At 73.1% G+C, this 26,137-nt stretch carries 21 protein-coding genes and 1 pseudogene; 11 read left to right on the top strand and 11 right to left on the bottom strand.

Annotated elements, in window-relative coordinates; genetic code table 11:
* A partial coding sequence (locus tag E1165_RS10385) for a glycoside hydrolase family 9 protein (protein WP_132390145.1) occupies positions 1-2,281 on the bottom strand: 2,281 nt, incomplete at its 3' end.
* Between the two features lie 364 nt (positions 2,282-2,645).
* On the opposite strand from E1165_RS10385, the gene E1165_RS10380 reads away from it, so the two are divergent.
* Positions 2,646-3,425 carry an LPXTG cell wall anchor domain-containing protein gene (locus E1165_RS10380; protein WP_165945182.1) on the top strand — a complete coding sequence of 260 codons (780 nt, stop codon included), beginning with the start codon at positions 2,646-2,648 and terminating at the stop codon, positions 3,423-3,425.
* A 239-nt stretch (positions 3,426-3,664) separates the two neighbouring features.
* On the opposite strand, the gene E1165_RS10375 is transcribed toward E1165_RS10380, so the two are convergent.
* The 9 genes and pseudogenes from E1165_RS10375 to E1165_RS29840 form a co-directional block, all read right to left on the bottom strand.
* Positions 3,665-4,171: a GNAT family N-acetyltransferase gene (locus tag E1165_RS10375; RefSeq protein WP_132390139.1), complete on the bottom strand. Its 507-nt coding sequence runs from the start codon at positions 4,169-4,171 to the stop codon at positions 3,665-3,667.
* 222 nt (positions 4,172-4,393) lie between these two features.
* On the bottom strand, positions 4,394-5,491 hold the full coding sequence (locus tag E1165_RS10370) for a GNAT family N-acetyltransferase (protein ID WP_132390136.1): 1,098 nt from the start codon (positions 5,489-5,491) through the stop codon (positions 4,394-4,396).
* Between the two features lie 88 nt (positions 5,492-5,579).
* Positions 5,580-6,281 (bottom strand): amino acid-binding protein, encoded by a 702-nt coding sequence (locus E1165_RS10365; RefSeq protein ID WP_132390134.1) that lies wholly within the window; start codon positions 6,279-6,281, stop codon positions 5,580-5,582.
* A gap of 245 nt (positions 6,282-6,526) precedes the next feature.
* A complete protein-coding gene (locus tag E1165_RS10360) occupies positions 6,527-7,573 on the bottom strand; it encodes a LacI family DNA-binding transcriptional regulator (protein WP_132390132.1) in 1,047 nt (348 codons plus the stop codon).
* Positions 7,574-7,658: 85 nt separating this feature from the next.
* Positions 7,659-9,092, bottom strand: a complete 1,434-nt coding sequence (locus E1165_RS10355) for a GH1 family beta-glucosidase (RefSeq protein WP_132390130.1) — start codon at positions 9,090-9,092, stop codon at positions 7,659-7,661.
* Entirely contained in the window at positions 9,089-9,982 is an 894-nt protein-coding gene (locus tag E1165_RS10350; RefSeq protein ID WP_371687322.1) for a carbohydrate ABC transporter permease, read from the bottom strand. Before E1165_RS10350 ends, E1165_RS10355 begins: the two co-directional genes overlap by 4 nt.
* 22 nt (positions 9,983-10,004) lie before the next feature.
* Positions 10,005-10,991: a carbohydrate ABC transporter permease gene (locus E1165_RS10345; protein WP_132390126.1), complete on the bottom strand. Its 987-nt coding sequence runs from the start codon at positions 10,989-10,991 to the stop codon at positions 10,005-10,007.
* A 112-nt stretch (positions 10,992-11,103) separates the two neighbouring features.
* The gene (locus E1165_RS10340) at positions 11,104-12,405 is read right to left on the bottom strand and encodes an ABC transporter substrate-binding protein (RefSeq protein WP_132390124.1); all 1,302 of its coding nucleotides are present in this window, start codon (positions 12,403-12,405) and stop codon (positions 11,104-11,106) included.
* A gap of 237 nt (positions 12,406-12,642) precedes the next feature.
* Positions 12,643-12,954, bottom strand: a pseudogene (locus tag E1165_RS29840) (plasmid pRiA4b ORF-3 family protein); the annotation flags it as partial.
* Positions 12,955-13,190: 236 nt separating this feature from the next.
* Between E1165_RS29840 and E1165_RS10330 the strand changes: the two are divergent.
* Together E1165_RS10330 and E1165_RS10325 are read left to right on the top strand one after the other, a co-directional pair.
* Positions 13,191-13,964: a pyrimidine reductase family protein gene (locus tag E1165_RS10330; RefSeq protein WP_132390120.1), complete on the top strand. Its 774-nt coding sequence runs from the start codon at positions 13,191-13,193 to the stop codon at positions 13,962-13,964.
* A 131-nt stretch (positions 13,965-14,095) separates the two neighbouring features.
* The gene (locus E1165_RS10325) at positions 14,096-14,563 is read left to right on the top strand and encodes a hypothetical protein (protein WP_132390118.1); all 468 of its coding nucleotides are present in this window, start codon (positions 14,096-14,098) and stop codon (positions 14,561-14,563) included.
* On the opposite strand, the gene E1165_RS10320 is transcribed toward E1165_RS10325, so the two are convergent.
* On the bottom strand, positions 14,493-16,124 hold the full coding sequence (locus tag E1165_RS10320; protein WP_132390116.1) for a hypothetical protein: 1,632 nt from the start codon (positions 16,122-16,124) through the stop codon (positions 14,493-14,495). The genes E1165_RS10325 and E1165_RS10320 overlap by 71 nt on opposite strands.
* 216 nt (positions 16,125-16,340) lie before the next feature.
* On the opposite strand from E1165_RS10320, the gene E1165_RS10315 reads away from it, so the two are divergent.
* The 8 genes from E1165_RS10315 to E1165_RS10280 all read left to right on the top strand — a co-directional run bounded on the left by E1165_RS10315 (position 16,341) and on the right by E1165_RS10280 (position 26,024).
* Complete coding sequence (locus E1165_RS10315) at positions 16,341-18,089, top strand: ATP-binding protein (RefSeq protein ID WP_132390114.1); 1,749 nt, start codon at positions 16,341-16,343, stop codon at positions 18,087-18,089.
* 12 nt (positions 18,090-18,101) lie between these two features.
* Positions 18,102-19,250, top strand: coding sequence for an exonuclease SbcCD subunit D (locus tag E1165_RS10310; RefSeq protein WP_132390112.1), 1,149 nt, complete (start codon positions 18,102-18,104; stop codon positions 19,248-19,250).
* Positions 19,250-21,724 (top strand): AAA family ATPase, encoded by a 2,475-nt coding sequence (locus tag E1165_RS10305; RefSeq protein ID WP_132390109.1) that lies wholly within the window; start codon positions 19,250-19,252, stop codon positions 21,722-21,724. The genes E1165_RS10310 and E1165_RS10305 overlap by 1 nt, the downstream gene beginning before the upstream one ends.
* 49 nt (positions 21,725-21,773) lie before the next feature.
* Positions 21,774-22,742, top strand: coding sequence for a hypothetical protein (locus E1165_RS10300; RefSeq protein ID WP_132390106.1), 969 nt, complete (start codon positions 21,774-21,776; stop codon positions 22,740-22,742).
* Entirely contained in the window at positions 22,742-23,599 is an 858-nt protein-coding gene (locus E1165_RS10295; protein WP_132390104.1) for a spermidine synthase, read from the top strand. Before E1165_RS10300 ends, E1165_RS10295 begins: the two co-directional genes overlap by 1 nt.
* Positions 23,600-23,679: 80 nt before the next feature.
* Positions 23,680-24,378: a sigma-70 family RNA polymerase sigma factor gene (locus E1165_RS10290; protein WP_132390102.1), complete on the top strand. Its 699-nt coding sequence runs from the start codon at positions 23,680-23,682 to the stop codon at positions 24,376-24,378.
* On the top strand, positions 24,375-25,163 hold the full coding sequence (locus tag E1165_RS10285; protein ID WP_132390099.1) for an anti-sigma factor: 789 nt from the start codon (positions 24,375-24,377) through the stop codon (positions 25,161-25,163). The genes E1165_RS10290 and E1165_RS10285 overlap by 4 nt, the downstream gene beginning before the upstream one ends.
* Positions 25,164-25,379: 216 nt before the next feature.
* Entirely contained in the window at positions 25,380-26,024 is a 645-nt protein-coding gene (locus E1165_RS10280; protein ID WP_243704692.1) for a hypothetical protein, read from the top strand.
* Positions 26,025-26,137: the final 113 nt, after the last annotated feature.

The raw sequence follows: 26,137 nt of genomic DNA, 5'->3' as shown, positions 1-26,137 counted from the left end.
CGGCCGGGGTGGTGACGCTGACGGTGGGCGAGGCGGCCGACCGGTTGCCGGCGCCGTCGCGGGCGACCACGCTGAACTGGTACGTCCGCTCCGGCGTCAGCCCGGTCACGGTGAGCGAGTTGGTGGCGGCGGCCACCACGACCGGGTCGCTGCCGGCAGCCGTCCGGGTGACGTCGTACCCGGCCAGCCCGCTGCCGCCGGCGTCGGTGGAGGCGGGCCAGGCGAGGGTCAGCCCGGTGGCGGTGACCGCCGAGGCGACCGGCTGGCCGGGGGCGGTCGGCGCGGTGGTGTCGGGCGTGACCGGTCCGGGTTCCTCGCCCCACACCCGCACCCCGCCGGAGTAGAGCGAGACTTTCCGGTTCGGTCCGGCGCTGGTCTGGTACGACGGGTCGTTGGTCGGGTCCCAGGTGCCGCCCTCCGGTACACCGATCTTGAACTGGACCTCCATCCGGTGCGGCGACTGTCCGGTGGGGGCGATGCTGTGCCCGGTGCAGTCGACCTCGACGTACCAGATGTCGCCGCTGTGCTGCCTGGCGGTCGACGGCGACGGGCAGCCCTGGGTGTAGCCGGGGGTGACCTGCACCGGCCCGGTGCCGTCGGGGCGGAAGTAGTAGCGGAACCGGCCGGTGGTCAGCGCGCGGGCCGGGAACGCGGACTTGTTGTAGACGATGGCCTTGAGTCCGGTGGCCCGGGGCTCGGCCTGCGTCACCGTGGTCTCCACGGTCAGCTCGTCGATGTCCGGCGTCTCCGGCGTGGGGAAGCCGGCGAGCGGGCTGCCGCCGTACTGGCTGGTGAGCCGGGCGAGGGCGGAGGTGAAGCCGGCGTTGTAGTCGGTGGCGACCTCGTTCATCACGTAGTCGTCGCGGTTGTCGGTGTACGCGTCGTCCGGCGACGACGGGCCGCCGACGAGCGCGCCGTAAAGCACGTGCCGGGTCTCCGCCGGCACCTTGCTGCTGTCCCACCAGGAGCCGTGCGCGGTGCGGTGGTGCGGGTTCTTCGGCGGGTTGGCCCCGAACCCGACGACGTAGCTGGATCTGCGCGGGTTGTCGCCGAGGGCGTAGTCGATCTGCCGGACGGCGAAGTCGTGGTAGCGCGCCTTTCTGGTGGCGTCCGTGGTCCGGTCGCTGTAGACCAGCGCGGCGAAGGCGGTGTTCGCGGCGTACCGCAGCGCGCCCCAGGTGTCGAGCACGGCCATGCCGCCGGGCGAGTACCGGATCTTCTCCCCGTTGACGCCGACCGTCCAGTAGTCCAGCCACCGGTTGGCGTCGTCGACGTACTTCTGCCTGCCGGTCAGGTTGGCCAGCAGCACGTACGCGCCGAACTGCTTGTTGTCCCAGGCGATCGTCCACTTGTAGGAGCGGGTCGTGCTCTGGTTCTCGGTGTTGAGCCGGTCGTACTCGCTCTCCGCCTTAACCAGGTAGGCCGCCTCGCCGGTGGCCCGGTGCAGCCAGATCGCGCCCCAGACCAGTTCGTCCTGCCAGCCGCTCCACGACCGGTAGAAGTTGGTCGCGTCGGTGATGCAATCGTGGTAGCTCTTGCGCACCGTGTCGGCGAAGGTGTAGAGCTGCCGCGCGTGGGTCAGCAGCTTGTCGGCGTAGGCGGCGTCGGTGGGCCGGAAGACCATCGACGAGGCGGCCATCGCGGCGGCCGTCTCCCCCGCCAGGTCCGCGCCGCCGCAGCTCGCGTCGATCTTGTAGGCGGGCCGCGCCATCGGCATCACCTCGGCCGGGCCCCACCACTTGTGGTCGTCGTCGCCCTTGCCGACCTGCCCGTAGAGGACGTTCGGCGCGGGGTGCGCCTTGATGAAGTAGTCGTTGACGAAGCGCAGGTTGTTGAGCAGGTGCGGCAGTTGGCCGGCGGCCACGTAACCGTCGCGGTACTCGACCGCGCCCCAGGCGAGCATGGTGGCGCTGAACGCCATCGGGAAGCCGAACTTGACGTGGTCGCCGGCGTCGTACCACCCGCCGGTGAGGTCGAGGCCGACGTCGGCGCCGTCGGTGAGCGCGGAGTCACCACGCCAGGAGACCCGGTTCCACGCCGGTTTCTTGCCGGACTGCTGCGCCTCGTAGAAGAACAACGACTTCTGTAGCGCCTCGGCGTAGTTGAAGGCGGGCGCGGCGGCGACGCTGCCGGTGGCGGGGCGGCTGGCGGCCGGGACGGCAGCCGCCGGGCCGGCGGCGCCGACGGCGAGGGCCAGGGCAGCGGTGAGCGCGGCTCCGGCGGCGAGGACACGGTGCGGCCAGGGTCTGCCGCGCAGCGGCGGCCGGATGGGGTGGCGCATGGCGAACTCCTGTCGCGGGCGACTCCGGCGGCGGCCGACGGAACGGGTGTCGGATGGTGCCGCCGCCGGAGGCTGTGGTGGCGGATGGGGCCAGGGGGCCGGGAGCGCTCCCATGGATGTTCGACAATGTAATCTGGCGGTAGCCGTTTTGTGAAGCGCCACTGACGACGCAGCGTCAGACCTGGTGGCCACGTCACACCAACACGCCGCCCAAGGGCGACAATCAACCGGTTTCCCGACTCTTCGCCGACATGTCCGGCCAACCGGGGACGGACGTCCGATGGCGGACGGTGAGGGCGCGAAGGGAACATGAGCCGCCCTCTCCCCCCATTCCCGGAGGATTCTCATGCCCCAGCGTCGGCGCGTGGTGCGCACGGCCGTCACCGCGACCGCTGCCACGGCCCTCCTCGCCTTCGCCACCCCGGCGTGGGCGTCGAGCACCATCCCGCTGCACCCGGCCCACAAGGGGTCGACCGCGGCGAACTCATGCGGTGACGAGAAGTTCGAGAAGCTGCCCGCCGACCACGACGGCTGGCACTTCGTCCTGCCCGGCAACAAGCAGGCCGCCGGCAACTTCGAGAGCCTGACCCTGACCTTCGCCAACGGCGCCCAGACCGTCACGGTGAAGGTGCCGGACGACTCGGACGCCTACCCGGACTTCCTCTCCGCCACCGGCAACGGCCAGGTCAAGCACGCCTACGTCTTCACGCCGGCCGGCTGGAAGCTGGTGGACGGCACCGCGACGATCAGCGGCATGGACACCAAGTTCAACCTGAGCCACAGCTGCGCCGGCACCATCCCCTCGAACTCCCCGAGCCCGTCGCCGTCGGCCACCGGGTCCCCGTCGCCGTCGACCTCACCGTCGGCGTCGACCTCACCGTCGGCGTCGACCTCACCGTCGACCTCGGTGTCCCCGTCGACGTCGGCGTCCCCGTCCGAGTCGACCTCGGAGTCGGCCTCCCCGAGCGGGTCGCCCTCGCCCTCACAGAGCACCGGCGGTGGCGGCGGACAGGACGACGGCGGCCTGCCGCTGACCGGTGTGGCGGCGACGAGCGTCGCGCTGTTCGGCCTCGCGCTGATCGGCGGCGGCGTCGCCCTGACCGTACTGCGGCGTCGTCGGGACCGGATCACCTTCACCAGCTGACAGCAGCGGAACACAACCGGCCGTCGGGCGACCCGCCCGGCGGCCGGTCACGTCCGCGCCGGACGCCTGCGCGATGTCACGACGCCAGGGGATCTCGACCGCGAGCGGGCCGGCGGCGCGTCCACACCGCGTACTTGGTCGTGAGTGGCTACGGGCAGGGCGGCATCCGGAAGGGCACGCCGTCGGGGAGGCTGCCGATCGCGGGTTGCCACCCGCAGCCGACACGGAGTGAAAGGGCGTTACAGACCTCGGCGCATGCAGAGGCGGGGCCACCGGTCCAGGCCGTGCGCGGCCTCGCGTTGGCGGACAGCCCGTAGTCCTGGGGTGAGGTCGCTGTCGTCGAGGGCGACAAACCCACACCGGGTGTAGTAGGGGCCGTTCCAGGGCACGTCAGCGAACGTGGTGAGGGTCAGTGCCGGCACGCCGGTGGCCCTCGCGTGGCCCGCGAGATGGTCGATCAGTCGTCGTCCCACCCCGCGGCGGGCGCAGCGGGGATGGACCGACACCTGTTCGATGTGCAGGTTGCCGTCGACGATGTCAGCGATCAGGTAGCCGACGGGCACATCGGTGGAGTCGGCGGCGACCCAGGCGTGGCCTGTCCGCTGGTAGCCGGCGAGTACGGCGAGGGGTAGCGGTTCGTCGTCGGCTATCCGCGACATGCCGACATCGCGGAAGCATTCCCCGGCGGCACGCTCGATGTCCTGCAGGACAGGTAGCTCAGCCCGACGAACGGCTCGGATACGCACCGCGACATTGTGCCCGACACAGCGAGAACACCGCGATGTTCATGCCGGGGGCAGTAACGGGCAGGGCCCCCGAACCGGGGGCCCTGCCGTCGTACCGTCCTCCGCACCGGAGGTCGGCCGGTGGCACCGGGTGACCCGTCACCCGACGCCGGTGTGGTCGCGTACCGTCGTCGCCCCCGTCCCGTCGCACCGACAGGACGCGTCCGGTCGTGACCGTCGTCCTCAGACCGTCCGTTCCGCCCGGGCGGGCGCCGTGACGGACCGCGCGACCGCCCGGTCCGCCGGCGCGACGCGGGAGGCCAGCGGCACGGTCACCGTCAACAGGGCACCGTCGCGCTCCACCGGGGCCGGCCGGCCCAGCCGGCGTACGGCCCGCAGCATCGCGACGTTCTCCGCCTGGACGTGCAGCAGCACGGCGGCGTACCCGGCCCGCTCGGCGTGACCGAACAGGCGGCGCAACAGGGCCGTACCGAGGCCGCGCCGCTGCCAGTCGTCCCGCACCAGCAGGGCCACCTCGGCCTCGTCGCCCTCGCCGAGCAGGTTGGCCATGGCGACGATCGACTCCGCCGCCCCGCCGGAGCCGGTCGTCGCCAACAGGGTGGTCCCCCGGGCCGGATCCAGCAGCCGGCGCAACCGGCCCGGCGACGGCATCGTCGCGCCGGTGAGGTAGCGCCGCTGCCGGGTCCGCACCGAGCACGCCTCGTGCAACTCGACCACGCCCGCCAGGTCGTCCGGACCCGCCGGCCGGACGACCACCTCGGCGGAGTCGGGCAGCACCAGGGTCACCCGGTCGGCGTCCCGCCGGGCGATTGCGGCTGCCAGCTCGACCAACGCCTGCGCCCGCGCGTACTCGGCGGGGGTGAAGCTCGGCTCCCGCCGGCGCAGCTCGTACGAACCGCCGGTCGGGTCAGCGAGCAGCATGGTTGACGCGCCGGCTCCGCCGTGCGGGTTGGCCCGTGCGGGTCGCCAGGTCACCTCGTCCGCGCCGAGCAGCATCCGCAGCGCCTCGCCGGTGCTCTCCGGATCCCGCGCCAGCCGGGTCGCCAGGCCCAGCACCCGGGTCGGCTGGTCCACCAGGCCACGCGCCTCGCTGCGCGCCACCCAGCAGTCCCGCCCCCGGCCCCGCTCCACGGCGGCGAGCAGATCCGCCTCGGCGAGCATGTCGGGCGCGTCGACGAGAAAGTCGTCGACCGCCCCGGCCTCCGTGGTGTGCACCTGCACGCTGAGGATGTTGACGCCCCGCAACGCGAGGCTCGCCGTGAGCACCGACAGGTAGCCCGGCCGGTCGTCCACCGTCGCTCGGATCCGCCACAACGCCATGTCCACTCCCTTCCCCACCACGACACTGCCGGGCCGCTGTTGCCGGGTCGTTGCCCGACGGTGACGCCACGGGAACTGTCTGCCCAGCTCAGGTGTGGCTGGTCACCGGCGGCGGACCGACCAGGTCCAGCCGGTCGCCGAGGATCACCGCGCTGGCCCGGACCAGTTGGGCCAGCCGGTCCACCTCGGTGGCGTGGAACCCGGCGGCGGTCAGCGGCTCGGTGTGGTCCCGCGCGACGACCAGCACCAGCCCGGCCCGGCCGAACGGGGCGACCGCGAAGTGGTTGCCGTCGGCACCGGTAAGCGCCCGGGCGCGCAGCGGGGTGATCTCGGGCAGGCGCGGTGGCTGAGGGGCCCGCCAGCTGGCCTGGCCCACGGTGGCCGCCGTGCCCCCGGCACGCGACGCCCAGTCCACCGGCACCACCGCGGCCACCGCCCAGTCGGCGGCGAGCAGCCCGGGCACCGCGTCGACCAGGGTGGCCACCCCGTCGGCCGGGTTCGCGGCGATCTGGGCGAGCAGTTCGGCGTCCTGACCGGTGGTGGTGGGGGCGCCGATGGCCTGCCACACGCCGTCGACGCGTACCCCGGGGATGGCGGCCAGGCCGGCCAGCAGCCGTTCCACCCGGGCGGCGCCCGGCCACACCACGGTGAAGTCGTCCACGGCCCGTCCGCCGAGCCGTTCCAGGACCACGACCTGGACGATGTCGGCGCCGGACACGCCGAGCGTCCGGGCCACCTGGCCGAGCGTGCCGGGTCGGTCCGGCAGGGTCACCCGAACTCTCAGCAGCATGTCAGTCCCTCCGCTCGGCGGGCCGGCCGTGACGGCCGGCGGGCTGGGCACCAGCCTGCCGGTTGACCATTTCGCCCCTGTTTCCCGGCCGTGTCCCGGGCGGAAATCCCGCCTTGACCCGACGAGGTGCACCGGGGCTCCCTGGCCGGACGGGAACCGCGCCCCTGGTCCGCCCCCGCCTGGTCGGCCCGGCGCCGCCGAGGTCGCCGCGACGGCGTCGGCGGCGGGGCGGCGAGGTGCCGGGGTCAGGCCGAGGCGCGGTGGATGAGCTGGGTGTCCAGAAGGAGGTGCGGGGTGGGGACCTCGTCGCCCCGGATCCGGGCCACTAGCAGCCGCGCCATCTGCCGGCCCATCTCCTCCACCGGCTGGAAGACCGTGGTCAGCGGCGGGTCGGCCTGCCGGGCGACCGGCGCGTCGTCGAACCCGATCACCGCCACGTCGTCGGGAACCCGGCGGCCGGCCTCCCGTAGGGTCCGCAACGCGCCGAACGCCATCAGGTCGGAGGCGACGAAGACCGCGTCCAGGTCGGGGCAGACCTCCAACAGCCGGCGCATGCCGGCCGCGCCGCTGCCCTCGCTGAAGTCCCCGTACACCACCATCCGGGGGTCGACCTCCGACCCGGTGGCCCGCACGGCGTCCCGGTAGCCGGCGAGGCGGGCCAGCCCGGCGCCCATGTCCTGCGGGCCGGCGATGGTCGCGATCCGCTGCCGGCCCCGCCGGGCCAGGTGCTCCACCGCCTGCCGCGCGCCGCCGACGTTGTCCACGTCGACGAACCAGGGAGGTCGCGCGCCCGGCTGGAGCATGCGGGCCGGCCGACCGCCGAGCACGGTCGGCAGGTCGCGCTCCTCCAGCAGGGTCGGCAGCGGGTCGGCGTCGTGCAGCGACAGCAGCAGGACGCCGTCGACGTGCTGGTTGGTCAGGTGGTGCTCGACGCGTTCCCGCTCGATCGGGGACTGCACCATGGCGAGCCAGAGCTGTAACGGCGTGTCCAGCAGCCCGGAGCTGACGCCCCGGACGATGCCGGCGAAGAACGGCTCGGTGAAGACCCGCTCCCCCGACTCGGAGACCACCAGGGCGACCGAGTCGGTGCGTTGGGTGACCAGGGCGCGAGCCGCGCGGTTCGGCACGTACCCCAGCTCGGCGATGGCCTGTTGGACGGCGGCCCGGGCCTCCGGGCTGACCTGGGGTGAGCCGTTGACCACCCGGGAGACTGTGCCGCGGCCGACACCCGCGCGGGCGGCGACCGCGTCGAGTGTCGGGCGCCCGAGTGACCGGGTGCGCTGCGTTGTCATTGTTTGCTCCTCCGACGTCGGGCGGCCCGCCACACCCCGGGGAGGGGGTACGGGGCGGGGCCGCCCGGAAAGCTGCTGGCCTTCGCTATTGTCCGGCCAGACCGTTGCGTCGGATCACCTCGGCGTACCACCTGGCACTGGACTTTGGGATACGAAGCTGGGTGTCGTAGTCGATCCAGACCATGCCGAACCGCTTCGTGTAACCCCATGCCCACTCGAAATTATCCATCAGAGACCAGGCGAAGTACCCGTGCAGGGGCACTCCCGCCGCGATGGCCTCGTGCGCGGCCCGCAGGTGGGCGTCGAAGTAGGCGAGCCGGTCGATGTCGTCGACCTTCCCGTCGACCACCTCGTCGACGAAGGCGGAACCGTTCTCGGTGACGTACAGCGGAAGGTTGGTGTACTCCTCGTGGACCCGGCGCAACGTCTCCACCAAGCCCGGAGCGTCGATCTCCCAGTCCATGTCGGTCACCGGCACGCCACGAGTGACGAACCGTACGTCCTCGCTGCCCGGCCAGCACGACGGCGCCCGCCAGTACGGCTCCCGCTCCACCCCCTCGGCCGGGGCGGCGACCACGTGCCGGCTGTAGTAGTTGACGCCGACCAGGTCCAGCGGGGTGGCGATGGTGGCGAGGTCGCCGTCCCGGACGTGCCCGAAGTCGGTCACCTCCGTCAGGTCGGCGACCAGGTCGGCCGGGTACGACCCGCGCAGCAGCGGGTCGAGGAAGAACCGGTTGGCCAGCCCGTCGATCCGGCGGGCGGCGTCGGCGTCGGCCGGGTCGTCGCTGGCCGGGGTGACCGGGTAGAGGTTCACCGTGACGCCGAGCTGCGCCCGCGGCCGGGAGGCGCGTAGGGCCTGTACGGCCAGACCGTGCCCGAGCATCAGATGGTGCCCGGCGCGGACGGCGTCCGCTCCGTCGGAACGGCCGGGCGCGTGTGCCCCGGACCCGTAGCCGAGGAACGCCGAGCACCACGGCTCGTTGAGGGTGGTCCAGTAGGTCACCCGGTCGCCGAGGGCGTCGGCGACGAGCTGGGCGTAGTCGGCGAACCGGCTGGCCGTGTCCCGGGCCGGCCAGCCGCCGGCGTCCTCCAGTTGCTGGGGCAGATCCCAGTGGTAGAGGGTCAGCCACGGCTCGATGCCGTGGGTGAGCAGCTCGTCCACGAGCCGCCGGTAGAAGTCGAGGCCCTCGGCGTTGGCCGGGCCCGAACCGCCCGGTTGCACCCGGGGCCAGGCCACCGAGAACCGGTACGACTTCAGGCCGAGGTCGGCCATCAGCCGGACGTCGTCGGGCATCCGGTGGTAGTGGTCGCAGGCCACGTCGCCGGTGTGCCCGTTGACCACCCGCCCTTCGGTGTGGCTGAACGTGTCCCAGATCGACGGGGTACGCCCACCCTCGGTGGCCGCTCCCTCGATCTGGTAGGCGGCGGTCGCCGCGCCCCACAGGAAGCCGGGCGGGAAGATCAGTTCCGGCCCCTGGTCGAGTACGCCGACGGCGGGCGGATGGCTGGGGTTGCTCACGATTTGACGGCACCTTCCATGATCCCGCCGATGATCTGGCGGCCGAACAGGACGAACACGACAAACAGCGGAAGGGTCGCGATCAGCGTACCCGCGAAGATCTGAGAGTTGTCCGCGAAGTAGGCCGTGTTGAGGCTGCGCAACGAGATCTGGACGGTCGGGTTGGCCGGGTCGGCCAGCACCACGAAGGGCCAGAAGAACTGGTTCCACTGCTCCATGAAGGTGAGCAGTCCGAGCACCGCGGCGGCGGGGCGCAGCGCCGGCACCACCACGTGCCAGTAGATCCGCCAGGTGGAGCAGCCGTCCACCCGGGCCGCCTCGATCAGTTCGTTCGGCACCGCCTGCTCGGCGTACTGGCGCATCATGAAGATCCCGAAGCCGCCGATGAGGAACGGCACGGTGACCGACGGCATGGTGTTCAGCCACTCGAGCTTGGCCATCAGGATGTACAGCGGCAGCACGCCGAGTTGGATGGGGATCATCATCGAGGCGAGGATGATCAGCAACAGCGCGTTCTTGCCCCGGAACCGCAGCTTGGCGAACGCGAACCCGGCGAGGGAGCCGAAGAAGACCGTGGCCACGGTGATCGTCCCGGACACCAGGAAGGAGTTCGCCAGGCCGGTGATGATGTTCGCGTCGCCGTTGTCGAGGACCCGCTGGATGTTCTCGCCCAGCTTCCCACCGGGCAGGAAGGGCGGCGGCCAGGAGTTGGCCGCGTCGTTGGTCCGCGAGGCGATGACGATCATCCAGTAGAACGGGAACAGGGACAGAAACACCCCGATGACGAGCCCGATCCAGGTCAGCGGACTGGCCGTCCAGAGTCGCTCCGCCCGGTGACGGAGGCCGGGGCGACCGGCCGCCGGGGGCCGGACCGCGGGTGGTCGCAGCATCGTACTGGTCATGGCGCAACCCTCACTTGTCCGAGCTGATCCGGCGGGCCAGCAGGTAGTTGACGAAGGAGACGGAGGCGATCAGCAGGAAGAGCACCAGCGCGACGGCACCCGCGTAGCCCCAGCGGAACCGGGTGTTCATCACCTCGAGCAGGTACATGGTGATGGTCTGGAACTGCCCCTCCGAACCGCCGGAGAGCGCGCCGGAGCCACTGGTGAACATCAGCGGCTCCGTGAAGAGCTGCAGGCCACCGATGGTCGAGATGATCAGCGTGAAGATGATGGTCGGCCGCAGCTGGGGGATGGTGATCGACCAGAACTGCCGGCGGCGGGAGGCGCCGTCGAGGGCCGCCGCCTCGTACATGTCCTTGCTGATCGACTGCATCGCCGCCAGGTAGATCAGGGCGTTGTAGCCCACCCAGCGCCAGTCGACCATGGTGGAGATGGCGAACCACGAGGCGAAGCGGTTGGCCCGCCAGTCGATGGGATCGACGCCGACGAGGTCGAGCAGCCAGTTCGCCAGGCCGAAGTCCCGGGCGTAGATCATCGAGAAGATGAGCGCCACCACGGCGGTGGAGGTGATGATCGGCATCGCGATCGCCAGCCGGAAGAACATCTGCCCGCGGATGCGGCGGTTCAGCGCGTTGGCCAGCATCAGGGCGAGGAGCAGTTGCGGCACGGTGGACAGGACGAACATCCCGAAGGTGTTCCACACCGCGTTCCAGAACTGCGGGTCGTTGGTCAGCAACTCGACGAAGTTGTCCAGGCCGACGAAGCTGATCGTGGCGTTGAGCGGCGACCGGTCGGTCAGCGCGATCCAGACCGTGTAGAAAATCGGGTACACGCCGAAGATCGCGAAGATCACGAAGAACGGCAGGACGAACAGGTACGGCGAGAGGCGGAGGTCCAGACGGGTCAGCCAGGGGAAACCCGAGGGCGTACGGCGCGCGGTACGGCGTGACCGTGACGGGTCCAGACCCGGCGGGGCGGTGGTTTCCAGAGAACTCATGGGCGGTCCTTAGGGTCGGCGGCGCCGTCAGGGGGCACCGCGGACGGCGTCCGACGCGGGTTCACGGGTGGCGCCGGGGACCGGCACCACCCGTGAGCGCAGCCACTGCCGGTTACTTGCCGGCGGCCTCGCCGTTCTTCACCGCGTCCTGCCATGCCGCGTCAGCGGCCTTGCCCTGCTCGACGCTGCGCAGCGCGTTCTCGACCGCGTCCCGGACCGCCTGGTTCTTCGGGCCGAGGTAGACCGGCTTCAGCTCGCTCGCCCCGGCGGCGAAGATCTTGCCGACCGGCGCGTTGCTGAAGTAGTCGTTGGTCGCCTCCGCCACCGCCGGGTCGCTGAGCGCCTGCGGCGAGGACGGCAGGTTGCCGACCTTCTTGAACGCCTCGGCCTGCGACTTGGCGCTGGTCAGGAACTTGACCAGCTCGGCGGCCTCCTTCGGGTGCTTGCTGGACTTGGGCACGCCGAGGAAGGCGCCGCCCCAGTTGCCGCCGGTGCCGGGGGCCTTGGCCACGTCCCACTTGCCGGCGAACGCGTCACCGGCCTGGCCCTTGATCACACCGGTCATCCAGGCCGGGCAGCCGATGGCGGCGAAGGTGCCGTTCTTGAAACCGGCGTTCCACTCGTTGGAGAAGCTCTTGAGGTGGTTCGACAAGCCGGCGCTGATCATCTTGGTGGTCAGGTCGAACGCCGACTTGACGTCCGGGTTGCTGCCGACGACCAACTGGTTGTTCTTGTCGAAGTAGGTGTGTCCGCTGCCGGCGCCGGCGGTCTGCATGAGCACCACGTTGTAGAAGTTCGTCGCGGAGTCGACGAACTTGTGCTTCTTGTCGGCGGCGACGAACTTCTGTCCCGTGGCGATGAAGTCGTCCCAGGTCGGCCAGAGCGCACCGACCTGCTCGCGGTCGGCCGGCAGGTTGGCGGCCTTGAACAGGTCGCTGCGGTAGCAGATCGCCATCGAGCCGATGTCGGTGCCGAGGCCCAGGACCTTGCCGTCGGGCGTCAGCCCCTGCTCCCACTTCCAGGGCAGGAAGTTGCTCTTGAGGTCGTTGGCGCCGTGGTCGGCCAGGTTCACGAACTTGTCGGCCTGGGCGTAGAACTGGACGATCGTGCCCTCTTCGAGGGCGACGACGTCACCGGCGCCCGCGCCTGCGGTGATCTGCTGCGTCAACCGGGTGTTGTAGTCACCCAGGCCCAGGCCCTTGCCCCGCTCCTGGATCTTGACGTTCGGGTGCTCCGACTCGTACTGCTTGTAGAGCTCCTCGTACCCGAAGCCCTGGTCGCCGAAGACGTCGACGACCAGGGTGATCGGCCCGTCGCCCGATTCCGAGTCGTTGCCGCAGGCCGTGCCGGTCGCGAGCACGGCGACCGACGCAAGCGCGATCGCCGCGAAGCGGCGGCGTGAGGTGACGCTCATCCTGACCCCTCTTTCAGTGGTGAGGCGGGTTTTAGGTGTGGTGGGGAGTGCCGTTCGCGCTCCCGTCGCACCGCGGATAACCGTTGGCGCGACGCCCGTGGAGTGATCCGCGACACGTCCGTGGGAACGCTCCCATGAGACTGCCGGGGCATGACATGGGTGTCAATAGACCGATGGGAGCGTTCCCAGATCGTTACCGCCGATCCCCCGGGCGGCGTCCGTGTGCGTCGGGAAGAGTCAGCAGAAGCGGCGCAGCAGCGTGCTCACCCGGCCTGGGTCGAAGGCGTCGGGATCGAACCCGGGGCCGACCCAGGCGGTCAGCACGGCGTGCTCCGGATGGGTGGGATCGGCGAGCGCGGCGCGCAGCGCCGCGTACCCCGGCGGCCCGCCGACGCCCTCCGGCGGCCCGGCCCGCTCCCCGTCCGGGCAGACCGGGTACCGCCGGGCGGGATCGGCGGGGAGCACGTCCTCCACCAGCAGCTCGTGCTCCCACCAGTCCTCGAAGTCGTAGACGTACCGCACCCCCGTGCCCCGGCCCGCCACCACGTTCGTACATCTACCACGCGCGGGCCCCGTGCCCCACCGTCCGGCGGGCGGACCCGGTACGGCCCCACCGGCAGTCCGACCGTCTCCGGGCCGCGTCCGGCCGGCGGGCACTAGGCTGCCGACATGATCTGCCGAGCGTGCCGGGAGCGGCGGCACGACGACTGCCCCGGCCGGACGTGGTGCGACTGCCAGCACCGCACCCCCGAGCCGACCCCGCCGGTCACCGGCCCGGCTGGCGAATGAGCGCCGGCACGACGATCCGCCGGATCTGGCCGCCACCCCCGTCCGGCCCACTCGACGACGCGGAGCTGACCCGCCTCTACGGTCGGGCGGACCACCCCCACCTGAGGGTGAACTTCGTGACCAGCCCCGACGGCGCGGTGAGCCTCGACGGCTACTCCGCCGGCCTCTCCGGCGTACCGGACAAGCGGGTCTTCGGACTGCTGAGGATGCTCTGCGACGGGCTGGTGGTGGCCGCCGGCACCCTGCGGCACGAGGGCTACCGGGCGGTGCGGCTGGGCGGGCCGCGCCGGGACTGGCGGCGGGCGCACGGCCTGGCCGAGTACCCGACCCTGGTCGTGGTCTCCCGCTCGCTGGCGCTCGACCCCGCGCAGGCCGCGCTCGCCGACGCCCCGGTACGACCCGTCGTGCTGACCACCGAGGCCGCCACGCCCCCGGCCGGGCTCACCGACGTGGTCGACCTCGTCCGTTCCGGCGGTGACGCGGTCGACCTCGCCGCCGGCCTGGCCGAGCTGCGCCACCGGGGGCTGGGCGAGCTGCTCTGCGAGGGCGGGCCGCAGCTGTTCGGCGCGCTCACCGCCGCCGACCTGGTCGACGAGCTCTGCCTGACCGTCTCGCCGCTACTCGCCGGGGCCGGCCCGGGACGGATCACCACCGGCGACCCCAGCGCACCCCGGCCGCTCGAACTGCGCCACGTGCTGGCCGCCGACGACGGGGTGCTGATGCTGCGCTACGTCCGCGCGGGAGGGTCAGCCCCCGACCCGGCCGGGTAGGCCGGCAGACCGGTGGCGTCACCCGTCGCGCATCGACGCGCCCAGCCGTACCCCGGCCCGGATCGTGGATCCCGCCGTCTGTGGTGCCCAACCCCGGCCACCGCCGGCCCGATCGGCTCTACGCTGGGCAGATGGGCTCCACTCAGGCCATCGACGACACCGGCACGGCGCCGGCACGGCCGCCCCTGCTCGCCGGCGGCCTCCTCGTCGTCGGCGGCGGCGTGGACGTGCTGTCGGCCTGGGCGCACACGATCAGCGATCCGTTCGTCACGATGAGCGAGGAGGGTATGCGCCACGTCGACATCACCGGCTGGGCGTGGCTGAACGTCGGGGTCGGCGCGGCGGTCACCCTGGCCGGGCTGCTGGTGCTCACCGGACGCCGGGGTACGGTGCCGGCCGCCGTCGGCTGCGCCGCGCTGGCGATCCTCGTCGGCCTGCTGCTGTTTCCGTACGCCCCGATCCGGACCCTGCTCGTGGTGGGGCTCGACGGCGCGGCCGTCCGGCTGCTGCTGCGCCACCGGTGGGGACTCAGCGTGACTCGCAGATCCGCCCGGTCCGCGCCGGATCCCCCTCCCGCGTCGCCGCCCAGATCGGGTTGAGCGACGCCGCCAGCGAGGGCGCCTGCCAGGCCGCGCCCAGCCTCTGGAGCAGCTCGTACTCCTGCCGGGGGTGGCGCACCGGCACGCCGGCCAGGAAGTCGGTCACCTGGTCGCCGACAACCCGTCCGCCCACCAGCCCGCCGTGGAACGCCGGTTGCTGGTACACCGGGATGCGGCTGTACTCCCCGGGCGGGGCCTCGGCGGCGCTGACGGTGGGCAGGAAGGCGATCATCCGCACGCCGCCGACCGGACAGAGGGTGCGGTTGCGGTAGAAGGGGGCCTCGGCCAGCAGCGAGCGCACGAACGGCGAGTCGGGGGTGTCCCTGTGCTCCTGGGCCAGGTTCGTCAGCCAGAACATCGCGCGCAACTGCCAGCCCGTCGCCACGCCCCAGCCCTCGTGACCCGGCGGTGGATAGTAGGTCCGGCCGGGCTGCACCAGCGGGTCGAACAACACCACGGCCGTCACCGGCCCGGAGGGCAGCCGCTCCAGGTAGGTGCGGGCCACCATGGCGCCCTCACTCTCCCCGACCAACGCGATCGGCCGGCGGGTGCGCTCGTGCAGCTCCTCGACCTGGGCCGCGAGCAGGGCGCTGCTGGAGTCCAGCGACTGGTGGGTGGCGTCCGGCTCGTACGGCAGGGGCCGCCCCTGGGCGTCCAGCCCTCGGTAGGAGAAACGCTCCACCCTGGGGTCGGCGGCCGGGCTGCCGTCCCAACTGGAGTGGTGCCCGCCCAGCACGATCACCGCGTGCGGCACCTGCGCGGGTAGCCGCTGGGACAGGATGGGTGGCCGCCACTGCGTCTGCTCACCGCCGGTGGCGGCGGCGACCAGCGGCGGAACCCACACCGCGCCGGCCATGGCGAGCACGATCGCGACGGGCGCGACCGGCACCCGGGCCCACCGGACCCGGGCGGGCAGCACCGCCGCGGCCACCGTCCGCCGCCAGAGCAGGCCGTTCACCACCCCGGCCAGGGCCGCCATGGGCAGCGTCCAGCCGTCCGGCGCCCAGGACATCAACGCGCCGGCCAGGGTCAGCACCGCGAAGTTGAGCCAGGCCCAGCCGACCAGCTCGATCGTGGGCAGCCCGCGCCACCAGTCCCGCACCACGCCGGCCCGGACCAGGAACGGGGCGAGCAGCAGCAGCGGCCCCAGCGACGCGAACAGGTACCAGCTCAGCGACACCACGGAGAAGGCCACCGAGAGCGCGGCCCATGGCGAGATCACCACCGCGGCCAGCAGCGCGACCTCCAGGTTGCGCCGGATCAGCCAGCCCCGAGCCGGCCGGGGCACCCCGGCCGGCCAGGCCAGCACCGTCAGCGCCACCGAGATCAGCCCTCGGACCAGGGTCACGCCCAGCAGTCCGAGCAGGAAACTGACCCACGAGTCGTGGTAGACCAGCAGCCAGCGCAGGTCGTGGTACGAGTCGTACGGCCAGATGGCGGTGACCTGCGGCGACAGGCCGCGGGCGGCGCGCAGGCCGCTGGCGAGCAGCACCGCCTCCTCCAGCAGCGGGGGCAGCGCAGCGAGCAGCAGCAGCGCGACCAGCCGACCCCTGGACCCCATGGCTCCACCCCGCTCCCCGATCCTCGTCAGGATCTCGCGGAAGGCCGCCGCCCGGGGCGGAAACGGCAACCCTGCGTCACCTTCCGGCGACAACCCGCGAGACGGCCGGGCGAGGTGGGTGGCGTCCGACGCGTCGCGTGGCAACCTGTCGTACACCTCGGGCAGGATGCAGGGCGTGCGCCCTGACCGAGACGAGCAGTTGACCGGAGCCCGCCGATGACCGACGACCCGCTCGACGGCCCGGGCGACGCGGTCGGCCGGGTGCTCGGCACCGCCGACGCCACCCCGTTGACGTTCTGGACCGCCGTCTCGCCCGACAGCTACCTCCAGCTCGACGACGTGGTGGTCACCCGCCGCGAGGTGCCCAACCGCGAGCCGGTGACCATCGCCGGGGTGGTCACCCAGGTCCGGGCCCGGCACGAGGGAGCCCAGTTCGACTCGGACGTCTTCGCGATCGCCGACGGCACCCTTCCCGCCCAGGTGCAGGAGGCGGCCGAGATCACCACCACCCGGGTCGATCCGGAGGTCTACGTGCCGCCCGCGCCGGGCGCGGCGGTGTACCGGGCCGAGGGCGACGCCCGCGCGCGGGCGCTGCACTTCGACCGGATGGAGCGGCGGATCCCGATGGGTATGGGCCGCGACGGCGTCCCGGTCTACCTCAACGCCGACTTCCTCGACGGCACCCGGGGCGCGCACGTCTCGATCTCCGGTATCTCCGGCGTCGCCACCAAGACCAGCTTCGCCACCTTCCTGCTCTACTCGGTCTTCCGGTCCGGGGTGCTCGGCGGCGACGCGGTCAACGCCAAGGCGCTGATCTTCAACGTCAAGGGCGAGGATCTGCTCTTCCTCGACCATCCCAACGCCCGGCTCGACGACGCCACCCGGGCCGGGTACGCCAAGCTCGGGCTGGACGCCGGGGCCTTCCCCGACGTGCGGGTGTACGCCCCGCCGCGGGTCGGCGACCCGGCCGGCACACCCGACGTCAGCAGCCGGCTGACCGGGGTGGACAGCTTCTACTGGACGCTGAGCGAGTTCTGCGCCGACCGGCTCCTGCCGTACGTCTTCGCCGACGCCGACGACGAACGCCAGCAGTACACGATGGTGGTGCACTCGGTCGCCGCCCACCTGGCCCGGTACGCCCAGCCCGCCGACGGCGGGGTGAGCGTCGACGGCACCCGGCTGGGGTCGTACGCCGATCTGGTCGACCACATCGTCGAGCAGCTCAACGACGACGAGACCCGCAGCGACTGGGCGGGCAGCGCGGTCGGCCTGGGCACGGTCAACGCCTTCGCCCGCCGGTTGATCGGCAGCAAGAAGGACCTGGGCCGGCTGATCCGGGGCGACCTGGCCACCCGTCGCCCGCACTCGATCAACACCGCGGAGAGCGCCCAGGTCACCGTGGTCGACCTGCACAACCTGCCGGACCGCGCGCAGCGCTTCGTGGTCGGCGTGACGCTCAAGAGCGAGTTCGAGCGCAAGGAGAAGGCCGGCACCGCCAAGCCGCTGCTCTTCGTCGTCCTCGACGAGCTCAACAAGTACGCCCCCCGCGAGGGCTCCTCCCCGATCAAGGAGGTGCTGCTCGACATCGCCGAGCGGGGCCGCTCGCTGGGGGTGATCCTGGTCGGCGCGCAGCAGACGGCGAGCGAGGTGGAACGCCGGATCGTCACCAACTCGGCGATCCGGGTGGTCGGCCGGCTCGACCCGGCCGAGGCGTCCCGGCCCGAGTACGGTTTCCTCCCGCCGGCCCAGCGCCAGCGGGCGCTGCTGGCCAAGCCGGGCACGATGTTCGTCAACCAGCCCGACATCCCGGTCCCGCTCTGCCTGGAGTTTCCCTTCCCGGCCTGGGCGACCCGGGTCTCCGAGGCGGGCCGGCCGCCGTCACAGACGCTGCGCTCGATCACCCAGTCGGCCGACCCGTTCGCGGTGGTCGGTTCCGGCGGCTCCGACGACGACATCCCGTTCTAGGGGCTGGTCACCATGAGGATCCTGCACACCTCGGACTGGCACGTCGGCAAGGTGCTCAAGGGCCAGTCCCGCGCCGAGGAGCACAAGCAGGTGCTCGCCAACGTCATCGAGATCGCGGTCGCCGAGCGGCCCGACCTGGTCATCGTCGCCGGTGACCTGTACGACACCGCCGCCCCGACGCCGGAGGCGACCCGGCTGGTCACCCGGGCGTTGACGGCGCTGCGGCGCACCGGCGCCGACGTGGTGGCGATCGGCGGCAACCACGACAACGGCGCGGCGTTGGACGCGCTGCGCCCGTGGGCCGAGGCGGCCGGCATCACCCTGCGCGGCAGCGTGCGGGAAAACCCGGCCGAGCACGTGATCGACGGCGTGACCCGCGACGGCGAGCGCTGGCAGCTCGCCGCGCTGCCCTTCCTGTCCCAGCGGTACGCGGTGCGCGCGGTCGAGATGTACGAGCTGACCGCCGCCGAGGCCACCCAGACGTACGCCGACCACCTGGGCCGGGTGCTGACCCGGCTGACCGAGGGATTCACCGAGCCAGACCGGGTGCACCTGGTCACCGCCCACCTGACCGTGGTCGGGGCGTCGACCGGCGGCGGTGAACGGGACGCGCACACCGTGCTCGGCTACGCCGTGCCGGCCTCGGTCTTCCCCGGCACCGCCCACTACGTGGCGTTGGGTCACCTGCACCGCGCCCAGCGGGTGATCGGGCCCTGCCCGGTGCGCTACAGCGGCAGCCCGATCGCGGTGGACTTCGGCGAGCAGGAGAACGTCCCCTCGGTGACGCTGGTCGAGGTCACCGCCCGCACCGCCGCGCAGGTCCGGGAGGTGCCGGTGCCGGCGGCGGTGCCGCTGCGCACGCTCCGGGGCACCCTCGCGCAGCTCGCCGAGGCGACCCCGCCGCCGGGCTGGCTGCGGGTGTACGTACGCGAGCAGCCCCGGGCCGGGTTGCGCGAGGAGGTGCAGGAGCTGCTTCCCGGCGCCCTGGAGATCCGGATCGATCCGGAGCTGCTCCCCGCGCCCGGGTCGGGCGTCCGGAGCGCCCAGCGGGCCGGCCGGTCCCCCCGCGAACTCTTCGCCGACTACCTCGACAGCCGGGGCCACGACGACGAGGGGGTGCGGGAGCTCTTCGACGAGCTCTTCGAGGAGGTGGACCGCTGATGCGACCGATGCGACTGGACATGGCGGGCTTCACCGTCTTCCGCGACGAGACCACCGTCGACTTCACCGACGCGGACTTCTTCGCCTTGGTCGGCCCGACCGGCTCGGGCAAGTCCACCGTGCTGGACGCGATCTGTTTCGCCCTCTACGGCACGGTGCCGCGCTGGGGCGGCGCCCGGGGGCTGGCCAACGCGCTCGCGCCGTCGGCCACCGAGGCGCGGGTCCGGTTGGTCTTCGAGTCCGCCGGGGACCGCTACGTGGCCACCCGGGTGGTCCGTCGGGACGGCCGGGGCAACGTCAAGACCGCCAACGCCGGGTTGCAGCTCATGCCGTCCGGTTTCGACGTCACCAAGCTCGACACCGGGCTGAGCCCGGAGGACCTGGGCGAGGTGGTGGCCGGCACCCCCGCCGAGATGGAGGACGCGGTGCTGGCGGCGGTCGGGCTGCCGTACGAGCAGTTCACCTCCTGTGTGGTGCTGCCGCAGGGGCAGTTCGCCGACTTCCTGCACGCCAAGCCGGCGACCCGGCAGCAGATCCTGGTCAACCTGCTCGGCCTCGGCGTCTACGAGGAGGTGCAGAAGCGCGCCACGGAGCGGGCCGGGCAGGCGGAGGCGAAGTTGGAGGCGGTCGACCGGATGCTCGCCGGGCTGACCGACGTGGACGACGCGACGCTGGCCGCGGCGACCGCCGAGGTGGGACGGATGCGGGAGCTGGCCGGGGCGGTCGCCGCGGCCGTGCCGCAGCGGGAACGGGCGCGGGCGGCGGCGCGGGCGGCGACGACGGCGCTGGCCGACCTGGACGCCGACCTGGCCGGGCTGGCCGGGGTACGGGCGCCGGACGGGGTGACCGAGGTGGCCCGGGCGGTGACCGAGGCGCGGGCGGCGGCCGCAGATGCCGCCGGCGCGGTCGCGCTGGCCGAGGAGCGCGAGGAGAAGCTGCGCGGCGAACTGGCCGCCCTCGGCGACGAGAGCAGCCTCCGGCTGCTGCTACGGGCGTACGCGGACCGGGAGCGGCTGACCGCCGAGGTCGAGACGGTCCGCGCCGCGGTCGGGGCGGCGCGGGCCGAGCACGACGCGGCGGTGGCCGCGCTGACCTCGGCCCGGGAGGCGGCGGCGCGGGCCGACGCCGACCTGGAGGCAGCGTTCCGCGCCCACGAGGAGGCGAAGGCGACCGACCAGGCGGTCGCGCTGCGGGCGCACCTCACCGACGGGGCGAGGTGCCCGGTCTGCGAGCAGACCGTGGCCCGGGTGCCGCCGGTGCCGGCGGGCTCGGCGGTGGCCGCGGCGACCGCCGCCGGCAAGGCCGCCCGGGCCGCCACGAAGGCCGCCCAGGCGCAGGTCGCGGAGCGGGACGCGGCGGCCCGGGAACTCGAACGGGTGCTGGTGCACGCCCGGGCCCGGCAGGACCAGCTCACGACCCGGCTGTCCGAGCTGGACGGCCAGCTCGCCGGGGCCGCCACGCCGGCCGCGTTGCGCGCGGCACTGGACGAGCACGCCCGGCTGCGCCGGGCCCTGGACGAGGCCGCGACGGCGGTCCGCGCCGGGCGCGACGCCGCCCGCCGGGCCCGGGGCGCGCTGGACGCGGCCGACGAGCGGCTGCGCGCCGCCTGGCGGGGCTTCGACGCCACCCGGGACGGGCTGGCCCGGTTCGGTCCGCCGGCCACCGACCGGGACGACGTGGCCGGGGCCTGGACCACCCTGGTCGGGTGGGCCGCCGAGCAGGCACGGCGGCGGGAGGCCGAGCGGCCCGGGCTGGCCGACGCGGTGGCCCACGCGGAGGCGGACGCGGCGGCGGCCGAGGGCCGGATCGTGGCCCTGCTCGCCGACGCCGGGCTGCCCGGCGACGACGACCCGGTCCGGGCCGTCGCGGTGGCGGCGGAACGCGCCGAGGCGGAGCGGCGGCGGCTGGAGGAACGCCGCGAGCAGGCCGCCGAGCTACGCGGGCAGCGGGCCGAACACGAGCGGCGGGCGCGTACCGCCCGGGCCCTCTCCGGGCACCTGCGAGCCAACAACTTCGAGCGGTGGCTGCTCGCCGAGGCCCTCGACCTGCTGGTGGACGGGGCCTCGCGGATCCTGCGTGACCTGTCCCAGGGCCAGTACGACCTGGTCCACGACAAGGGCGAGTTCTTCGTGGTCGACCACCACGACGCGGGGCTGCGTCGGGGGGTGCGCACCCTCTCCGGAGGTGAGACGTTCCAGGCGTCGCTGGCCCTGGCGCTGGCCCTGTCGGAGCAGCTCGCCGGCATGTCGACCACCGCGGCGAGCCTGGAGTCGATCGTGCTGGACGAGGGCTTCGGCACGCTGGACGCGGCCACCCTGGACACCGTCGCGGCGACCCTGGAGGGCTTGGCCGCGCGGGGTGACCGGATGGTCGGCGTGGTCACCCACGTGCCGGCGCTGGCCGAGCGGATCCCGGTGCGCTTCGAGGTCCGCAAGGACGCGCGCACCGCCCGGGTCGAACGGACCGGCCTGTGAGCACGGGCGACGCGGCGGGCCGGAGCCGTACGTCGGGGCGGGCAGTGGCGTGACCGGGCCCCGGCTGTTCGTCGACGCGTGGGATCCGTCGTACGGCGCCTCCTTCGAGGCGGCGCCGGGCGGGCCGGCCACGCCGAGCAGCGCCCAGGTCGACCCGGACGTCGAGCTGCCGGCGGTGGACTGGCGGGCGATCGGCACCCGTCCGGGGCTGCGCGCGCCGGACGTGGTGCTGCTGGTCGACGGGGTGCGCCGGATCGACGCCAGCGTCTGGACGGCCGAGGAGGACGGCGCGTCGTACCCGGGTGTCGCGGCCTCGTACGCCGCCGGGGTGGTTCGTTGCGACCTGGAACGCGGGGCGGCGGAACTGGCCGGGGCGAGGGTCGGCCGGGGCCTGTTCACCGCCAGCCCGTCGGCCGGGGAGGTGGTCTGCGGGCGGGTGCGCTACCCGGTGCACCGGGTGGGCGGCGCGGGCGAGCTGAGCAAGCTGCCCGCCGCCGTGCAGGCGCCGCTGACCGCGCTGGAGGTGGAGGTCTCCGACGCCGCCCGCGTCGACGGCGACCTGTTGGTGGTGGACGGTCCGCTGCGGGCCCGCCGCCAGTTGCCGCGCACCCTCGGGTACATCAAGACCCAGCACAGCCAGTACCTCGACGCCCGGCTGACCTCGGTGGTGACCGGGCTGCGCCCGGGCGAGCGGTCGCCGGTGTTCCGGCTGGGCACCGCCTGGGGCGGCTGGTCCTGGTACCTCCGTCTCCCGGTGTCGCTGGGGGCGCCGTGGGCCGGCATCGTCCGGATGGAGTGCTCGGCCGAGCTGCCGCCCGAGGAGGCGGTCGCGCTGGCCGACCTGTCGCTGGTCACCCTGCCCCGGTTCGCCTCCTCGCCGTACAAGGACCCCCGGGCCCCGCAGAACCTGGTGCCGATCGCGGGCCTGGAGCGGCGGCTCCGCGCGCTGCTCGGTGACGCCCGGCTGCTGCACCGGGCGTTGACCATGGCCACCCGCGCCCCCGGGCCGCGCCGCTGATGGGCCGCCGTCGAGGCGACGACCGGGTCGTCGCGCCGGTCGACACCGGCCGGGCCGAGCTGGTGCCGGACGGCGACCGCCCCCGCTCCTGGACGCTGCTGCTGGACGGCGCCCCGCAGTCGCACGTGGACCTCGCCGACCCGACCCACCTGGAGTTCGAGTACGTGCGCCGGCTCGGCGCGGCGCTGGACCTGCTCGCCCCGCCCGGCACGCCGCTGCGGGTGCTGCACCTGGGCGGCGGCGCGTTGACGCTGCCCCGGTACGTGCAGGCCACCCGCCCCGGTTCGACGCAGCGGGTGTCCGAGGTGGACGGCGCGCTGGTCGAGCTGGTCCGCCGGATGCTGCCCTGGCCTGCCGACCCCCGGCTGAAGGTGCGGGTCGCCGACGCCCGCGCCACCCTCACCGCCACCCGGGACGGCGCGTACGACGTGGTGGTCGCCGACGTGTTCGCCGGTGCCCGCACCCCCGCCCACCTGACCAGCGTCGAGTACGCCGCCGAGGTGGCCCGGGTGCTGACCCCGTCGGGCTGGTACCTGGCGAACATCGCCGACGGGCCACCGCTGCGGCACGCCCGCGCCCAGGTCGCCACGGTCCGCGCGGTGCTGCCGCAGGCCTGTGTGGTGGGTGACGCGGCGGTGCTGCGCGGGCGGCGCTACGGCAACCTGGTGCTGGTGGCCGGCCGGATGCCGCCGCCGGTGCCGGAGCTGACCCGGCGGGCCGCCGGGGACTGGTTCCCCGGACGGGTGCTGTCCGGCACGGAGCTGGACCGGTTCGCCGGTGGGGCCGCGGTCGTCCGTGACGCCACCGCCACCGACTCCACGCCGCCCCCACCCGGAATTTTTTCGGTGCCCCGTTGATCCGCCGGCTCCTGCGGCCCGTATCTTGGGTCGGCCCTCCCCGTGGGCCCGCTGATGTCATAGGACAGCAGGAGGTCTGCATGAGTGCGGTCGCGGTCGGTCTGCACGGCGAGATGGCCAGGCCTGGGTGGATGTTCGCCCAGGCCCAACCCCAGTCCCGTGCCTCGCGGTCGACCCGGGGGGTGGACGCGGGCCCCACCGGTCGCCAGCACGGGCCGGTGACGCCGCGACCGGCACCCGGACGCCACCAGGCGATGTCCCCCGAAGCCAGTCACTCGGACCAGCTCATCCGGCTGCTGTACGCCGAACACGCCGGGCCGCTGCTGATGTTCGTCATGCGGCTGACCGGCGGTGACCGGCAACGCGCCGAGGACATCGTGCAGGAGACCCTGTTGCGTGCCTGGCGCAACGCGCACCGGCTGGGCGCCCAGGGCCAGGGTTCGCTGCGCCCGTGGCTGGTGACGGTGGCCCGGCGGATCGCGATCGACGAGCACCGCAGTGAGCAGGCCCGGCCGGCCGAGACGTACGACCGGGACCTCACCGCGTTCGCCGAGGCGGACAGCACCGACCGGGTGCTGCGGACGATGACGGTGGCCGACGCGCTGCGTACGCTGAGCCAGTCGCACCGGGAGATCCTGGTGGCGACGTACTTCCGGGGCCGGACGGTGCCGGAGGCCGCGGAGGAGTTGGGCCTGCCCCTCGGCACCGCCAAGTCACGGGTCTACTACGCGCTGCGCGCGCTGCGCACGGCCCTGCAGGAGAGGGGGGTGACGGAATGAGCCGGGCTGACCACATGGACGTCGCCGCGTACGCGCTCGGCGTGCTGGACCCGCAGGACACCGAACGGTTCGAGGAACACCTGGCGACCTGCTGGGCCTGCGCCGCCGAACTGGAGACCATGGTGCCCGTGGTGGGCCTGCTCTCCGACATCGACGGCGAGACGATGATGGCGATGGAGCACACCGCGACGGATCCGGCGCTGCTGGACCGTACGCTGGTCGCGGTGCGCACCCACCGGCGGCGCGCACGGTTGCGTCAGGTGCTGTCGATGGCCGCCGCGGTGGTGGCGGTGGGCGCGCTCAGCGGCGTCGGCGTGAGTGTTCTCGACGGCGACAAGGGCAAAGAGGTGGTCGCCGGCCCGTCGCAGTCCGCGCCCTCGGTGCCCGGGCCGCAGAGCCCGCAGCCGACCCGCTCCGCCCCCGGTCCGGGGGTGGGTGGGCCCAACGACATTCCGGGTGAGCAGTACGACGCGGTCGACAGCGGCACCGGTGTGCGGGCCACGATGTGGCTGGCCAACAAGGAGTACGGCACCTGGATCGGGTTCAACCTGACCAAGCTGCCCGGTCCGCGTACCTGCCGGCTGGTGGTGATCCGCAAGAACGACACCACCGAGGTGGTCTCCACCTGGGCGGTGCCGGGCACCGGGTACGGCACGAACACCAACCCGCAGGACCTCCAGTTGGAGGCGTCCACCGCGGCGTCGAAGAACGACATCGCGAAGTTGCAGGTGCAGTCGGTGGACGCGAACGGGGTGGCGAGCCCGCTGGTGACCGTCGTTCCCTGACGTTCCCGCTCGCCGAAACGGCGTCGGCCCGCCCGGGTCGACGCCGTTTCGGCGTTTCCGCCGCTCAGGGCGGTGGTTGTGGCGGTACACGCACGGACGCCCGGATTGGTTCAACGAGTTTTTGTGAAATGGACCACGGTCATTCGTTCAACCTTGACACCAGACCCTCCGTACTACTCGGTGAACTGCCAAGAATGAGGAGGGCACGTGGCACAGATGAAGCGATCCGTCATCGTCGCGAGCGCGATGGTCGCACTTACGGCCTGCGCTCCGGCGGGCTACGACGGGGCGAACACCAGCGCCGCCGAGCCGGTCGCCGTCGCCGCGGCCGAGCCCACCGCGGCGGTCGAGCCGGCGGCCTCCGCCGTGCCTGAGGCGTCCGGCGCCCCGGGGGTGTCCGCCTCGCCCGGCGCGCCCGGTGAACAACCTCCGCTCCCCGCCGACGTGCAGTTGACCGACGCGCTGGTCGGCAAGAGCGTGGCCCGGATGGGCAAGGTCGTCACCGACCAGGAGGGCTTCATCCTCTACCGGTTCGACAAGGACTCCGACAACCCGCCGTCGTCGAACTGCGTCGACAAGTGCGCCGCGGTGTGGCCGCCCGCGCTGACCGACGGCAACCCGCAGCTGGAGGGCGTCTCCGACGACAAGGTCGGCACCGTAACCCGCCAGGACGGCACCCGCCAGATCACCATCGGCGGCTGGCCGGTCTACAAGTACATCGGTGACAAGAAGCCCGGCCAGTGGAAGGGCCAGGGCGTCGGTGGCACCTGGTTCGTGATCCAGCCGAACGGCAAGAAGAACCTCGAGTGCATGCCGAAGGGCACCCCGAAGGCGGTCGAGCCGCCGGCCGGCAGCTACTGACCGACCGCCGACCGAGACGCGGTGGCCGGCCGCAGCCGGGGAGGGCGCGGCCGGCCACCGTCACGGATCCGGACGCCGGCGTACCGGCAGCGTCGAGCGTCCCGGCCGTGGCG

The sequence above is a fragment of the Micromonospora sp. KC723 genome (assembly GCF_004348595.1).
Classification (GTDB): Bacteria; Actinomycetota; Actinomycetes; order Mycobacteriales; family Micromonosporaceae; genus Micromonospora.
This window is presented reverse-complemented; position numbering and strand designations above follow the sequence as displayed.